The organism is Cellulosimicrobium sp. NPDC055967 (genome assembly GCF_042269845.1).
Classification (GTDB): Bacteria; Actinomycetota; Actinomycetes; order Actinomycetales; family Cellulomonadaceae; genus Cellulosimicrobium.
In genome coordinates this window covers 540,598-554,949 of the sequence record NZ_JBHJYJ010000001.1, presented here as the reverse complement: position 1 = coordinate 554,949, position 14,352 = coordinate 540,598, and the positions used below count along the sequence as shown (strand labels likewise).

At 75.2% G+C, this 14,352-nt stretch carries 13 protein-coding genes and 1 riboswitch; of the genes, 7 read left to right on the top strand and 6 right to left on the bottom strand.

Features of this window, described 5'->3' with window-relative positions; translation table 11 throughout:
• Positions 1–162 precede the first annotated feature (162 nt).
• Both ACFC2L_RS02355 and ACFC2L_RS02350 read right to left on the bottom strand, forming a co-directional pair.
• Positions 163–1,407 carry an O-succinylhomoserine sulfhydrylase gene (locus ACFC2L_RS02355; protein WP_375822617.1) on the bottom strand — a complete coding sequence of 415 codons (1,245 nt, stop codon included), beginning with the start codon at positions 1,405–1,407 and terminating at the stop codon, positions 163–165.
• Entirely contained in the window at positions 1,404–1,883 is a 480-nt protein-coding gene (locus tag ACFC2L_RS02350) for a rhodanese-like domain-containing protein (RefSeq protein ID WP_375822616.1), read from the bottom strand. The genes ACFC2L_RS02355 and ACFC2L_RS02350 overlap by 4 nt, the downstream gene beginning before the upstream one ends.
• A gap of 265 nt (positions 1,884–2,148) precedes the next feature.
• Here ACFC2L_RS02350 and ACFC2L_RS02345 point away from each other — a divergent pair, with 265 nt between their 5' ends.
• The 3 genes from ACFC2L_RS02345 to ACFC2L_RS02335 all read left to right on the top strand — a co-directional run bounded on the left by ACFC2L_RS02345 (position 2,149) and on the right by ACFC2L_RS02335 (position 5,202).
• Positions 2,149–2,730 (top strand): hypothetical protein, encoded by a 582-nt coding sequence (locus ACFC2L_RS02345; RefSeq protein WP_375822615.1) that lies wholly within the window; start codon positions 2,149–2,151, stop codon positions 2,728–2,730.
• A gap of 45 nt (positions 2,731–2,775) precedes the next feature.
• A riboswitch (SAM riboswitch) is annotated at positions 2,776–2,891 on the top strand.
• 35 nt (positions 2,892–2,926) lie between these two features.
• Positions 2,927–4,363 (top strand): aminotransferase class V-fold PLP-dependent enzyme, encoded by a 1,437-nt coding sequence (locus ACFC2L_RS02340; protein WP_375822614.1) that lies wholly within the window; start codon positions 2,927–2,929, stop codon positions 4,361–4,363.
• Between the two features lie 191 nt (positions 4,364–4,554).
• A complete protein-coding gene (locus tag ACFC2L_RS02335; RefSeq protein ID WP_375822613.1) occupies positions 4,555–5,202 on the top strand; it encodes a GNAT family N-acetyltransferase in 648 nt (215 codons plus the stop codon).
• 110 nt (positions 5,203–5,312) lie between these two features.
• Here the strand turns inward: ACFC2L_RS02335 and ACFC2L_RS02330 are convergent, their stop codons facing one another.
• Positions 5,313–5,486, bottom strand: a complete 174-nt coding sequence (locus tag ACFC2L_RS02330; RefSeq protein WP_047233613.1) for a CsbD family protein — start codon at positions 5,484–5,486, stop codon at positions 5,313–5,315.
• A gap of 91 nt (positions 5,487–5,577) precedes the next feature.
• Here ACFC2L_RS02330 and ACFC2L_RS02325 point away from each other — a divergent pair, with 91 nt between their 5' ends.
• Together ACFC2L_RS02325 and ACFC2L_RS02320 are read left to right on the top strand one after the other, a co-directional pair.
• Entirely contained in the window at positions 5,578–6,243 is a 666-nt protein-coding gene (locus tag ACFC2L_RS02325; protein ID WP_375822612.1) for a GNAT family N-acetyltransferase, read from the top strand.
• Positions 6,244–6,366: 123 nt separating this feature from the next.
• Positions 6,367–6,867 carry a hypothetical protein gene (locus ACFC2L_RS02320; RefSeq protein WP_375822611.1) on the top strand — a complete coding sequence of 167 codons (501 nt, stop codon included), beginning with the start codon at positions 6,367–6,369 and terminating at the stop codon, positions 6,865–6,867.
• Between the two features lie 21 nt (positions 6,868–6,888).
• Here ACFC2L_RS02320 and ACFC2L_RS02315 read toward each other — a convergent pair whose 3' ends face one another.
• From ACFC2L_RS02315 to ACFC2L_RS02305, 3 genes are read right to left on the bottom strand one after another with little or no spacing between them, the layout of a single operon-like run.
• The gene (locus tag ACFC2L_RS02315; RefSeq protein ID WP_375822610.1) at positions 6,889–8,001 is read right to left on the bottom strand and encodes a MaoC/PaaZ C-terminal domain-containing protein; all 1,113 of its coding nucleotides are present in this window, start codon (positions 7,999–8,001) and stop codon (positions 6,889–6,891) included.
• On the bottom strand, positions 7,998–9,446 hold the full coding sequence (locus ACFC2L_RS02310) for a 3-oxoacyl-ACP reductase (RefSeq protein ID WP_375822609.1): 1,449 nt from the start codon (positions 9,444–9,446) through the stop codon (positions 7,998–8,000). Before ACFC2L_RS02310 ends, ACFC2L_RS02315 begins: the two co-directional genes overlap by 4 nt.
• Before the next feature lie 27 nt (positions 9,447–9,473).
• A complete protein-coding gene (locus tag ACFC2L_RS02305) occupies positions 9,474–10,877 on the bottom strand; it encodes an acetyl-CoA C-acetyltransferase (protein ID WP_375822608.1) in 1,404 nt (467 codons plus the stop codon).
• Between the two features lie 254 nt (positions 10,878–11,131).
• Here ACFC2L_RS02305 and ACFC2L_RS02300 point away from each other — a divergent pair, with 254 nt between their 5' ends.
• Complete coding sequence (locus ACFC2L_RS02300) at positions 11,132–11,983, top strand: TetR family transcriptional regulator (protein WP_375822607.1); 852 nt, start codon at positions 11,132–11,134, stop codon at positions 11,981–11,983.
• Entirely contained in the window at positions 11,980–14,112 is a 2,133-nt protein-coding gene (locus ACFC2L_RS02295; protein ID WP_375822606.1) for an acyl-CoA dehydrogenase, read from the top strand. Before ACFC2L_RS02300 ends, ACFC2L_RS02295 begins: the two co-directional genes overlap by 4 nt.
• The last annotated feature ends 240 nt before the right edge of the window (positions 14,113–14,352 follow it).

The window sequence follows — 14,352 nt, the reverse complement described above, 5'->3', positions numbered from 1 at the left end:
GTTTCCTCCGGGTGTGCGTCCCCGGCCCCTCGCCGCCCCCCCCCCCCCGTGGGGGGGCGTGGGCGGTCCCGGCCGGCCCCGCCCCCCCCCCCGCGCGGGCCCGGGGGGGCCCCGCCCCCCCCGCGGGCCCGCCCCACGACCACATGGTCGGCGCGAGGGTCGTCAGGCGTCGAGCGCCTGCTCCACGTCCTCGATGACGTCGAGCGGGTCTTCCAGGCCCACCGACAGGCGCACGGTCGTCTCCGCGATCCCGACGGCGGCGCGGCCCTCGGGGCCGAGCTTGCGGTGCGTCGTGGTGGCGGGGTGCGTGATGAGCGACTTCGCGTCGCCGAGGTTGTTCGAGATGTCGACGACCTGCAGCGCGTCGAGGAACGTGAACGCGCGCTTCTTCGCGGTCTCGGGGTCGGTGCCCTCAGGGACGGCGAGGTCGAACGTCACGACCGTGCCGCCGCCGCTCTGCTGCGACCGCGCGAGCTCCTGCTGCGGGTGCGACGCGAGGAACGGGTAGCGCACGCGGCCGACGCCGGGGAGCTGTTCGAGCGCCTCCGCGACCTGGGTCGCCGCGGCGTTCTGCGCGGCGACGCGCACCGGCAGGGTCTCCAGGCCCTTGAGCAGCACCCACGCGTTGAACGCGGAGAGCGACGGGCCGGTGTTGCGGAGGAACGTCTGCACGGGGCCGTGGACGTACTCCTCGGTCCCGAGGATCGCCCCGCCGAGCACGCGGCCCTGGCCGTCGATGTGCTTGGTCGCCGAGTACACGACGACGTCCGCGCCGAGCTCGAGCGGCTTCTGCAGCAGCGGGGTCGCGAAGACGTTGTCGAGCACGACGACCGCGCCCGCGGCGTGCGCGAGCTCGCTCACGCGCCGCGCGTCGACGATGTCCTGCATCGGGTTGGACGGCGTCTCGAAGAACACGACGTCCGCCGGGGTCGCCAGCGCCTCCTCCCACTGGGAGAGCACGTGCCCGTCGACGTAGTCGGTCCGCACGCCCCACTTGGCGAAGATCTCGTCGAAGATGACGATGCTCGACCCGAACAGCGCGCGCGCCGCGACGATCCGGGACCCCGAGCCCACGAGCGCGGCGAGCGACGTGAACACCGCGGACATGCCGGACGCCGTCGCGTAGCACGCCTCCGCGCCCTCCAGGAGGCGCAGGCGCTCCTCGAACGCGTGCACCGTGGGGTTGCCGTAGCGCGAGTAGACGAACCGGTCGATCTCGCCCTTGAACGCGGCCTCCGCGTCGGACGCGCGGTCGTACGTGTACCCCTGCGTGAGGAACAGCGCCTCGGACGTCTCCTGGAACTCCGTCCGGTGGTGCCCGCCGCGCACGGCGAGCGTCGCGGCGCGCGCGCTCGCGGGCAGGGGCTTGCGGCCCGAGCCGCCGGGGACGGGCTGCGCGGCGCTCACCGGGCGGCCTCGTCGTAGGTCGTGGTGGGCAGGCCGCGGACCTTCCAGCCCTCGACGTCGCGCAGGCCCGAGAAGCCCTGGGCGCCCTCGAAGCCCTCGAGCACGTTGTACGACGGCCCGAGCCCGGCGGCCGTGGCCGCGCGCGCCGCGCCGATCGAGCGCTGGCCCGAGCGGCACAGGAACACGACCGGACGCTCGTCGCCGGGCGCCAGGCCGGCCTCGACGAGCCGGTCCACGAAGCGGGGGTTGGGACCGGCCGGGGTCACCCACTCGTCGAAGACGACCTCGCGGCCGAGGTCCGTGGCGTCGGGCACGCCGATCGTGCGCCACTCGCCCTCGGTGCGGACGTCGACGAGCACCGCGCGCTCGTCGCTCGTCAGCAGGTCCCACGCCTGCTGCGGGGTGATGTCGCCGGCGTAGCCGACGGCGGGTCGGGCGTCGGGTACGGCCGACGTCTGCTGGGACCGGTCGCTCATGAGTCCTCCTCCATCGATCGTGGCAGTAGCACCCTGCGCCCGGCCGCCTCGCGACGGACCGGGGGGTTGCTGCGGCGTCGACGTGCCACGTCACTCGGCCGCTCCGGATGGTTGGCACGGATCGTACGCCACGCGTCCGACGCGCGGAACGCCTGTCTCGGCGAGCGGCCCCGAGCGAGGTGCCCGACGTCGGACGGTCGCGCTAGCGTGGCAGCGCGCCCGGGCGGGGGTCCCGGGGGCAGGACGACGGGCAGGGGGGAACCGGATGCGGACCGGCCGGGGACGGGTTCTGGGTGCGGTCGTGGTGGCGGGCGTCGTCGCCGCGGGCGCCTGGCTCTGGGTGGCGACCGGCGACGAGGAGCCGCCGCCGCGCGTGGCGAGCGTCCGTCTCGCGGAGGACGACGTCCTCGACGCCCACGGGAGGGCGCGCATCGTCCTGGTCGAGCCGGACGTCGGCTCCGCGCCGCCGCCATCGCCCCGACCGGTGCCCGCCGACGTGGCGACCGGGGGCGAGCCGGTCGACCTCGCAGAGCTCGCCGTCGGTGGGTACGAGGGGTGGTGGAGCGGCGACGGCGACGGCGCAGCCTGCGACGCGTACGCCGACGCCCACCCCGAGGTGGTCCTGGTGAGCACGCGGTCGGGGGAGCCGGTCGAGGCGTTCGTGAACGGGACGAGGCTCCAGGGCGTCCCGTACGGCGCGCTCGGAGAACCCGCGGACTGGCCGCCCGACTCCGTCGTCGTGCTCGACGCGCGGACCGGCGAGGTGCTCGACGCGTTCGAGGTCGACGAGTCCGGCTGGCGCCTCGACCTGCCCGTGAGCTGTGTCCCGCCATCCGAGACGCCTTGACCACCGGTTGACACGCCCGGGCCGCCGCGCACATGCTGGGACGCAGGTCATGAGTGCCAGCGTGAAACCCCGGTTTGCTGGCCGGCAACCCTCCTCTCGCGGCGGGGTGCCCCGGGTGACGACCAGGCCGCACGCCGACCGGCGCGTGGCAAGCGCGGGGATCACCGTCCCCGGACCGCCCTCGGAGGACTGTGCCATGACCGCTCTCGCCGACGTCTCGTGTCCGACCGACCTCCCGACGGCGCCTGACCTCGCGGCGGTCGCCGGCGCGCCCGCGCTTCTGCCCGTCGTCGGCGCGGACACGCTCGTGCCGCTCGTCGACGGCCGCAGCGTCCCGTACGCGAACCTCGACGTCGCGGCGTCGGCCCCGGCGCTGCGCTCCGTCGCGGACCGCGTGACCGAGGTGCTGCCGCTCTACGCGAGCGTGCACCGCGGCGCCGGGTACCTGTCGCAGGTCTCGACCGCGCTCTACGAGGCGTCGCGCCGCGCGATCGGCGCGTTCGTCGGCGCGCGCGCCGACGACGTCACCGTCGTCACACGCAACACGACCGACTCGCTCAACCTGCTCGCGGGCTGCGTCCCGGCGAACGCGGACGGGACGCCCGGGCGCGTGCTCGTCCTCGACGTCGAGCACCACGCGAACCTGCTGCCGTGGCAGCGTGCTGGCGGCGCGACGGTCCTCGCCGGCGGCGCGTCCGTCGCGGAGACGTTGTCCGGCCTGCGCACCGAGCTCGCGCGCTTCCCGTACGCGCTCGTCGCCGTGACCGGTGCGTCGAACGTCACGGGCGAGTCGCTGCCCGTCGCGGACGTCGTGCGGGTCGCGCACGACGCCGGGGCGCGCGTCGTCCTCGACGGCGCCCAGCTCGTCCCGCACCGCGGGTTCTCCCTCGCGGACTCCGGGGTCGACTACGTCGCGTTCTCCGGCCACAAGACGTACGCGCCGTTCGGCGCGGGCGCGCTCGTGGGCCGCCGCGACTGGCTCGACGCGGGGACCCCCTACCTCGCCGGGGGCGGCGCGGTGCGGCAGGTCGCCGTCACCGGCACGCAGTGGCAGACGGCGCCCGCGCGCCACGAGGCCGGGTCGCCGAACGTCGTGGGCGCCGCCGCGCTCGCGGCCGCGTGCGACGCGCTCGCGGCGCTCGACCCGGCCGACCTCCACGCCCACGAGGCGACGCTCCGCGCCGCGCTCGTCGCGGGCCTCGAGGCGGTCCCGGGCGTGCGCGTCGTGCGGGTCTGGGAGGACGCCGTCGACCCGGTCGGCGTCGTCACGTTCTCCGTCGAGGGTCACGACCCGGGCCTCGTCGCCGCGTACCTCTCCGCCGAGCACGGCATCGGCGTGCGCGACGGTCGCTTCTGCGCCCACCCGCTGCTCGCACGCCTCGGGTACGACGCGGGCGCGATCCGCGCGTCCGTCGGCGTCGGGACGACGGGCGCGGACGTCGTCCGCCTCGTCGAGGCCGTGCGGTCGTACGTGGAACAGGGCCCGGCGACGCGCTACGAGGTCGTCGACGGCTGCTGGGCCGTCGCCGACGACCCGCGCCCGGTACCGGCGGGCTCGGGCCTGGAAGGCCTCTTCGCCACCGCCGCGGCGGGCTTCCTCGCCGACGCGGCGGGGTGCGGCCCCGCCGCATGACCGCGAGATAGCGACCTCCCGCCGAGGTAGCGACGTGCAGCCCTGTCGAGGCACCGGAGGTCGCTACCTCGGCCGGGCGTCGCTCTCTCGCGGGCGCTCGGGCGTCCGTTCACCAGGCCGTCGACGAGCGTTGTCCACCGTGTTGCCGGAGCCTCTTGGCGGCGTCGTCCGCGTGTGCTCTGATATGCGCTGTGCTGCACGACGTCGTCCTCTCGGGGCACGGATTCCGCCTGGAACCGCTGGCCCTGGAGCACGCTGAGACACTGGCCGGCCTCGTCGACGAGGCGATGTGGTCAGGCATGAGCATCCCCATGCCCTTCGGGGTCGCGGGGATGGCCGAGCTGGTGGCCGCGACGCGCGCCGCGCCCGACCTGACGGGCTTCGTCGTGCGCGCCACCGGCCCCGACGGGGCCCCGGGCGACGTGCTCGGCAGCACGGCGTTCCGCGACCTGTCGCTCGTCGACCGCCGGGTCGAGGTCGGCCGGACGTTCTACGCCCGCTCGACGTGGGGGAGCCTCGTCAACCCCGTGACCAAGTGGCTGCTGCTGCGGCACGCGTTCGAGACGTGGGACGTGCACCGCGTCGGCTTCCGCGTCGACACGCGCAACACCCGCTCGCTCGGGGCCATGCGCCGGCTCGGGGCGTACGAGGAGGGCGTCATGCGCGGCCACCGCACCGCGCCGGACGGGACGCGCGCCGACTCCGTGATGTTCTCGATCCTCGCGCCCGAGTGGCCCACCGTCGAGGTCGGTCTCCTGGAGCGGATCAACGCGCCGCGCGTCGTGCCCGTGCTCGCCCCGGCGCACCCGGTGGCCTCGCTGCCGCTCGCCGCGTCGTAGGCCCGTCGCCGGACGCCCGTGCCGGACGGCGGTCCCGGGACCGGGCGGACCCGGGACGCCGCGAGGGCCCCGCCGGAGCGGGGCCCTCGCGAGCAGGTCAGGGGCAGGGACTAGCGGTCGAACGCGTCCTTGACGTCGTCGCCCGCCTGCTTGACGTCGGCCTTCGCCTGGTCCTTCTTGCCCTCGGCCTCGAGCCGCTCGTTGTCCGTGAGCTTGCCCGCGCCCTCCTTGAGCTTGCCGCCCGCCTCCTCGGCGGCGTGCTTGGCCTTGTCTCCGAGTCCCATGACTGCTCCTCTCGTCGGTACTCGTCGACCGTAGGCACGGCCCCGTTCGCTCGCACGCGGTCGGGTACCCACGGTGTGGTGGGATGTGCGGGTGCAGCACGAGACCACCCTCGAAGGCTTCGGCGTCCGCCTCGTCCCGCTCGACGACAGCCACGCTCCCGCGCTCGGCGCGCTCGTCGACGACGGCATCTGGGCCGGCATGTCCAGCCGCGTGCCGAGCGGGACGGACGCGATGACCCGGTACGTCAGCGACGCCGTCGCCGCCCCCGGCCGGCTCGCGTTCGCGGTCGTCGGCTCGGGGTCGAGTGCCGCGTCGGACGGCGCGCCCGACGGCGCCGACGTCGTCCGCGGGTCGACGTCCCTCTACGAGTGGGTGCCCTCCCAGGGCCGGATCGAGCTCGGCTCGACGTTCTACGCGCGCGAGTGGTGGGGCGGCGTGACGAACCCGGCGTGCAAGTACCTGCTGCTGCGGCACGCGTTCGAGGACCTCGGCGTCGCGCGCGTCGCGCTGCGGGCCGACGCGCGCAACAGCCGCTCGATCGGGGCGATCCGGCGCCTGGGCGCCGTGCCCGAGGGCGTGCTCCGCAGCCACCGTGTCGCGCCCGACGGGTCGCGCCAGGACACGGCCTACTTCTCGATCCTCCTCGACGAGTGGCCCACCGTCCGCGACGGCCTGCTCGCGCGCCTCGACGCGCTCGCGGGCACCGCGCCGACGGAGCCTGTGGACAACGGTTCGGGGCGGCCCGTGCGCCGCTAGCGTGCGACGCGCCCCGGGCATCGGGGCCGTCGACGAAGGGGGCCGCACGCCATGTACCACGAACCGCCCGAGCCCGTCTGGGACTGGCAGAAGAGGCGGCGACCGCGGCCACGCGCCCCACGGGTGCGCGCCGATCTGCCGCCCGCTCCGTGGTCGGTCGACCGCGCCGGGACCGTCACCGTGAACTTCGGGCTCGCCGTGCTCGCGTGCTCGGGGGTCTCCTTCGCGATGCTCCTCGTGACCTCGCTCCTCGGTTCCGTGTGGGACCAGCCGTCGCCGGACGGCGTGCTCTGGCTCGTCCTGGGTGTCGGAGCGCTCGCACTCGTGCGGATGGTGCTGGGCGGGATGGTGACGAGCGCCTGGAGCGCCCGATGGCTGCTCGTCGGCTCCGGCGCCGTCAGCGGCGCCATGAATCTCGGCGCCCTCGCGGGGAGCCTGCTGCTGGTCCCCGTCGCGAGCTCGTACTGGTTCGCCGTCCTGCCCGGGACCCTGTGCGCGGCGGCGGTCGACATCGCGTCGGTGCGCGTCGCGCTGAGGCGCGACGTGCGTGAGCACGCCCGGGCTGTCCGGCAGGCGCGCCGGTCAGCCCGGGCGGCGACGCGGCTCGTCAGGAGCGGGGCGTGACCCGCCCCGAGAGATGCGACCTCAGGAGCGGGGCGTGACCCGGCCCGAGAGGTGCGACCGACCCTTGCCGTCCCACGCCTGGTAGACGACGCCCGTCGTCGGGTCGCCCGCGCCGTCGGGTACCGCGGGAGCGACCTGCCCGACGGCGTCCCGCACCGCGGCGGGCACGTCGCCCGCGGGGCGCAGGGCCACGTCGACCGTGCTCGGCAGCAGGACGGGCTTGGCGAACGTGACCGTCCAGTCGTACGCGTCGCCGCGGCGCGGTCCCGCCTCGGCGAGCGCCCGCGCGGCGGTGTACATCCCGTGCGCGATGGCGCGCGGGAACCCGAACGCCTTGGCGCCGAGCGCCGACGTGTGGATGGGGTTGCGGTCGCCGGAGACCGCCGCGTACGCGCGGCCCGTCCCTGTGCCGAGCGCCCAGCGCGCCGTCGGGAGCGGGGCGACGAACCCCTCGGTGTCCGACGCGGCCCCGGCGTCCTCGTCCGCCGGGCCGCCCGGGAGCGTGACGCCCTTCGCGAGGTACGTCGAGACGCCGCGGTACGCGAGCGTCGTCGCCGGCAGGCCGCTCCCCGCCGCGCGCTCGTCGTCGGTGCGCTCGACGGAGACCTCGGTGACGAGGTCCACCTGGACCCCGCGCCGGTGGGGCCGCAGCCGCTCGGCCCAGGCGCGCACCTCGAGCGTGTCCCCGAGCCGCACGGGGCGCAGCACGGACACCGAGTTCGCCAGGTGCACCATGCCGAGCAGCGGCAGCGGGAAGTCGGTCCGGACCATGACCGCCGTCGCGAGGGGGAAGCCGAGCACGTGCAGGTACCCGGCGGGCAGCACCTCCGAGGGCGCCTCGCCCACGAGGCGCGCGTACCGCGCGAGGTGCGCGGCGCTGCCCACGTGGTCCGGTGCGGCGGCGTCGCCCGTCGGCACGCCCGCGACGCGGTACGTGACGTCGGGCAGCGCGAGGTCGCGTCGGCCGCCGCCACCGGGGAGGCGGTGCGCCGCTGCGATCCGGCCCGACGCCGCGAGCCCGCGCACGTACAGCCCGCCGAGGCCCGGGATCGCGGGCAGCGTCTCGACGCGCGCGGGAGCGGTTCCGGCAGGAGCGGCAGCGGCGCCGTCGGGCGACGTGGGTGCGGCGGTCACCGGCCCACCACGTTCTGCCCGCACACGCGCAGCACCTGCCCGTTGACGCCCGCGGCCCCGGGCGACGCGAGGAACGCGATCGCCTCGGCGACGTCCACGGGCTGGCCGCCCTGCTGGAGCGACGCGACGCGGCGCGCGACCTCGCGCTGGACGAACGGGATCGACGCGGTCATGTCCGTCTCGATGAACCCGGGCGCGACGGCGTTCGCGGTCCCGCCCGGGCCGCCCGGCGCGGCGAGCAACCGCGCGAACGCGCGCGTGTGCCCGATGACGCCCGCCTTCGAGAACGCGTAGTTCGCCTGGCCGCGGTTGCCTGCGATGCCGCTCGTCGACGCGAGCGACACGATGCGCGGCGCGGAGGAGAACCCGTTCGCGCCGAGCAGGTACTCGGTGATGCGCAGCTGCGCCGCGAGGTTCACCGCGACCACCGCGTCCCACTTGTCCGCGGACATGTTGGCGAGCAGCTTGTCGCGCAGGATCCCGGCGTTGTGCACGAGGACGTCGAGCCCGCCGTGCCGTGCGCGGGCGTGCTCGAGGATGCGCGCACCCGCGTCGTCGGCGGTCACGTCGAGCTGCAGCGCCGTGCCCTTGATCTCGTTCGCGACCTTCGCGAGCGCCTCGCCCGCCGCGGGCACGTCGACCACGACGACCTTCGCGCCGTCGCGCGCGAGCGTCCGGGCGACCTGCGCGCCGATGCCGCGGGCCGCGCCGGTCACGACGGCGACCTTGCCGGCGAGCGGCTGGTCGGGGCTCGGGCCCTGGATCGGGCCGGCGCCCGTCGCACCTGCCGAGGCAGAGCCCTGGTCCGACGAGGGAGAGCCCTGGCCGCGCGGGGCAGCGCCCAGGTCCGACGGCGTGCTCGCGCCGACACGGAGGAGCTGGCCGTCGACGAACGCGGACCTGGCGGACAGGAAGAAGCGGAGGGTCGCGAGGACGCTCGGGCTGTCGACGGGGGCGTCGTCGGTGACCTGGATGCCGTTGCCGGTCGCGCCGTAGCGGAGCTCCTTGGCGACGGAGCGCAGGAACCCGTCGACGCCCTCGCGGGCGGCGGCGAGCTCGGGGGAGTCGGTGTCCGCGGGGGCGCGCGAGATCGTCACGACGCGGCCGTTGGACGCGAGGCGGCGCAGCGTCGCGGAGAGCGCCATGACGGGCGCGGACGCGTCCTCGGGGCGTTCGATCCCGGTGAGCACGACGACGACCGCGCCCCAGCGGGTCGTGTCGTCCGGGGTCTGGCGGACGTCGAGGTCCCAGGCGAGCAGGGCCTCGGCGACGCGGTCGGCGTCGTCGCGCACGCCCGGCGTGCCGCCCAGCACGAGCACGGGCCCGACGGTGAGCGGGTCACCCGCACGGAAGCGGCGCAGGACCGCGGGGCGCGGGAGGCCGAGCTTCTTGGCGAGCGTCTTCGTGAAGCCGGAGTTGACGGCCTGGACGTAGGAGTCGGTCACGGTGGTTCCTCTCGGGTCGTCGGGGCGTCAGGCGGCGTCGGTCGCGGGGTCCGCGGTGGGAACGGACTCGAGGATCGCGGCGACGCCGAGGCCGCCCGCGGCGCACACGGAGATCAGCGCACGCGCGGGCGCCCCGGTCTCGGCGGTGCGCTGCGCGAGGAGCTTGGCCGCCGTCGCGACGATGCGGCCGCCGGTCGCGGCGAACGGGTGGCCCGCGGCGAGCGAGGAGCCGTTGACGTTGAGCCGGGAACGGTCGATCGAGCCGAGCGCGCCGTCGAGACCCAGCTCGGTGCGGCAGTACACGTCGTCCTCCCAGGCCTTGAGCGTCGTGAGCACGGTCGACGCGAACGCCTCGTGGATCTCGTAGAGGTCGAAGTCGCCGAGCGCGAGGCCGTTGCGCGCGAGCAGGCGCGGGACGGCGTGCGCGGGCGCCATGAGCAGGCCTTCGTGGCCGTGCACGAAGTCGACGGCGGCGGTCTCGGCGTCGACGACGCGCGCGAGGAGCGGCAGGTCGCGCTCGTGCGCCCAGTCGGCCGACGCGAGGAGGACGGTCGACGCACCGTCGGTGAGCGGCGTCGAGTTGCCCGCGGTCATGGTCGGGGTGACACCCTCCAAGCGCTTGCCGTACACCGGCTTGAGCGCGGCGAGCTTCTCGAGCGACGAGTCGGTGCGCAGGTTGTCGTCGCGCACGAGCCCGCGGAACGGGGTGACGAGGTCGTCGAAGAAGCCGGCGTCCCATGCGGCCGCCAGGTGCTCGTGGCTCGCGAGCGCGAGCTCGTCCTGCGCCTCGCGCTCGATGCCCCAGCGCGCCGTCGTGATCGCCTGGTGCTCGCCCATCGACAGGCCGGTGCGCGGCTCGTCGGTCGCGGGCGTGAGGGGCGCGAGGTCGGCGGGGCGGACCTTGGCGAACGCCTTCACGCGCTGGCCGAGCGTCTTGGCGTGGCTCGCCTCCAGCAGCGCCCGGCGCAGCCCCTCGCTCACGGCGATCGGGGCGTCGGACACGGTGTCGGAGCCGCCCGCGACGCCCGACTCGACCTGACCGAGGCGGATCTTGTTCGCGACGGCGATCGTCGCCTCGAGGCCGGTCGCGCACGCCTGCTGGAGGTCGTACGCGGGGGTCTCGGGGGAGAGGGACGAGCCGAGCACGGACTCGCGGACGAGGTTGAAGTCGCGCGAGTGCTTGAGCACCGCGCCGCCGACGACCTCCCCGAGCCGCTCGCCCTGGAGGCCGAACCGCGCGACGAGTCCCTCGAGCGCGGCCGTGAACATCTCCTGGTTGCTCGCCGAGGAGTACTTCTTGCCCGCGCGGGCGAACGGGATGCGGTTCCCGCCCACGACCCAGGCGTCGCGGGGGGCGCCCGGGGTGCTGGTCGCCGGAACGTTCTCGGGGGTCTGCTCGGGGGTCTGGCGGGGGCTGGTGCGGTTGGCCACTGTGCCTCACTTCCTGTCCGTGCTCGCTGCGCTGCGTCGGTCCGGCCCGGAGAGGGAGTCTCTGCACGAGTCCGACGGCGATGCCGCGGTCGACGCCGTGCGGAGGCGAGGGAGAGGGCCGGCTGGTGTCCAATACCAAGAGTACCTGATACTCTCGGTTTCGTGAGTCGGGTCACAGGGCAGCGCCCTGCCCCGACGCGGTGCCGGAGGACCAGGCACCGACGACATCGAGGTCGGGCGCAACGGAGGGCGACGTGAACACAGGTGCCGACGCGCGAGCGGCCACCCGAGGGAGGGTGCAGCCGGGCGCGGCGGTGGACGGCCGGTCGACCCGTTGGGACGAGCACCGGGCGGCGCGCCGCGCGGAGCTCATCCGGGCGGCGAGCAAGGCCGTGCACCGCGGGGGCCCCGGGGTCTCCATGGACGAGATCGCGGCGGCGTCGGGGACGTCGAAGTCGATCATCTACCGCTACTTCGACGACAAGACGGGCCTGCAGGTCGCGCTCGGCTCCGCCGTCGTGGGACAGATGCACGACGCGCTGACCCAGGCCGCCGAGTCGGCCGAGACCCCCAGGCGCGCGCTGCGCGCGATGGTCGGCGTCTACCTCGAGATGATCGAGAGCTCGCCCAACGTCTACTACTTCGTCACCCGGACGAGCGCCGTCGCGGGGACCGAGGAGCCGGCGGCGCAGCTCGCCGCGAGCGGGCTGACGAACGGGACGACCGGCGCGAGCCGTGCACCGCTCGCCGCGTTCCTCGACTCGGTGATCGAGCTGGTCGCGGAGCCGTTCGCGCGCGTCACCGACGTCTCTCCCGCCGACGCCGCAGCCTGGGCCGCGGGCGCCGTCGGGTTCGTGCGGGGCGCCGGGGAGTGGTGGCTGGGCCACCGCGACCGGGCCGACGTCCCCGACCGCGAGCAGCTCACCGAGCGCGTCGCCGCCTGGCTCTGGGCCGGGCCCGTCGGCGTCCTCTCCCACAACCCGGGCACCCCCCGCTCCCATGGCGACCGGCGCACGTCGCCCGCGACCCGTCGCGACGGCGTCCGCCCCGCCACCGACCGCCCTGAGCACCCGGCGACCGCCTCAGAACTCAAGGAGATCCCATGACCGCCACGTCCGACCGTCCCGCCCTCGCGCAGCGCGCGTCGACCACGGGTGACGCGAGCGCGACGCCGCAGGGCGACGCCCGCGTCGACGTCGCCTCCCTCGAGAAGCTCCTGCTCGGCCGGTGGGCAGACCTGCGCGCGACGGCGCGCGCCACCGCCGGCGAGGAGGCGTTCCAGCGCATCGAGGGCCTGAGCCTGCGCGAGCACCGCGAGCGCGTGCTGGAGCAGATGCGCCTGCTGGTCGGCAAGGGGCAGGTCTGGCGCGGGTACCCCGAGCGGCTCGGCGGCGCGGACGACGCGGGGGGCAACCTCGCCGGGTTCGAGGAGCTCGTCGCGGCCGACCCGTCGCTCCAGATCAAGGCGGGCGTCCAGTGGGGCCTGTTCGGTGCGGCGATCCTGCACCTGGGCACGCCCGAGCAGCAGGACCGCCTCCTCCCGGGCGCGATGGACCTCTCGGTGCCCGGCGCGTTCGCGATGACGGAGATCGGCCACGGGTCCGACGTCGCGAGCATCGGCACCACGGCGACCTACGACCCGGAGACCGAGGAGTTCGTCGTCCACACCCCGTTCCGGGGGGCGTGGAAGGAGTTCCTCGGCAACGCGGGGGTGCACGGCGTCGCGGCGGTCGTGTTCGCGCAGCTGATCACGAAGAACGTCAACCACGGCGTGCACGCGTTCTACGTGCCGATCCGCGACACCACGGGCGAGCGCGACGAGCTCGGCCGGCTGCCGTTCCTGCCCGGCGTGGGCGGCGAGGACGACGGCCAGAAGGGCGGGCTCAACGGGATCGACAACGGCCGCCTGCACTTCGACCACGTACGGATCCCCCGCACCGACCTGCTCGCGCGCTACGGCTCCGTCGACGCGGACGGCACGTACTCGAGCCCGATCGAGAGCCCGGGCCGCCGGTTCTTCACCATGCTCGGCTCGCTCGTCCAGGGCCGCGTGTCGCTCGACGGCGCCGCCGTGACGGCCTCGAAGCTCGGCCTCGCGATCGCGGTGCGGTACGCGAACGAGCGCCGCCAGTTCACGGGGGCGAGCGCGACCGAGGAGGTCGTGCTCCTCGACTACGGCACGCACAAGCGCCGACTCATCGTGCCGATCGCGGAGACGTACGCCGCCCACTTCGCGCACGACCGCCTGCTCGACCTGTTCCACTCGGTGTTCTCGGGCGAGGAGGACACCCCGGAGCAGCGCGAGGACCTCGAGACGACGGCCGCCGCACTCAAGGCGACCAGCACGCGGTTCGCGCTCGACGTGCTCCAGGAGACGCGCGAGGCGTGCGGCGGCGCCGGGTTCATCACGGCCAACCGCATCACGAGCCTGCGCGCCGACCTCGACGTCTACGCGACGTTCGAGGGCGACAACACCGTCCTGCTCCAGCTCGTCGCCAAGCGGCTGCTCGCCGACTACGGCAAGCAGTTCAAGGGCATCACCCCGGGCCAGATGGCGCGCGTCGTCGTCGAGCGCGCGGGCGACATGGCCCTGCACCGCACGCCCCTCAAGCGTGCGGCCCAGGCGCTCGCGGACGTCGGCGACCCGCGCCGCGCCGCTGGTCACCTGCGCGACCCCGAGACGCAGCGCGCGCTGCTTACCGACCGGGTCGAGACGATGGTCGCCGACGTGGCCCAGGCGCTGCGCCCCGCCCAGAAGGCCGACCCGGAGACGGCGACGAACCTGTTCAACGCCCACCAGGTCGAGCTCGTCGAGGCTGCCCGCGCGCACGCGGAGCTGCTGCGCTGGGAGGCGTTCACGCAGGCGCTCGAGACGATCGAGGACGCGGGCACGCGTGAGGTCCTCACGACCGTGCGCGACCTGTTCGGCCTGAGCCTCGTCGAGCGCCACCTCGCGTGGTACCTGCTCAACGGCCGTCTCTCGACGCAGCGCGCCCGGACGGTCACGAGCTACCTGGACCGCCTCATCGACCGCCTTCGCCCGCACGCTCAGGACCTCGTCGACGCGTGGGGGTACGGCCCCGAGCACCTGCGCGCGACGATCGCGACCGGCATCGAGAAGGAGCGCCAGGACGAGGCGCGCGACTACTACCGCCGCCTGCGCGCGAGCGGCGACGAGCCGCGCAGCGAGAAGTCGCTCCGCAAGGCCGCGAAGGGCGGCCCGCAGGCCCGCTGACCGCACCCGCAGAACGACCGACGGGCTGCCGGCCCGTCCCCGAACGTCCTCGGCGCAGCAGGCGGAGCGGTACCGCCGCCGAGGGTCAGGCCCGGGCAGCGCGACGTCCACCAGCCGTCGTGCCGCCCGGGCCGTTGCCGTCCCGTCCGGTCGCGGGCCGCCGAGCACGAGGTTGCTGTCGTTCTGAGGGCCAGAACGCCACGAACCTCGTGGTCGACCGCGCGCGACGTCGTGCTCGGC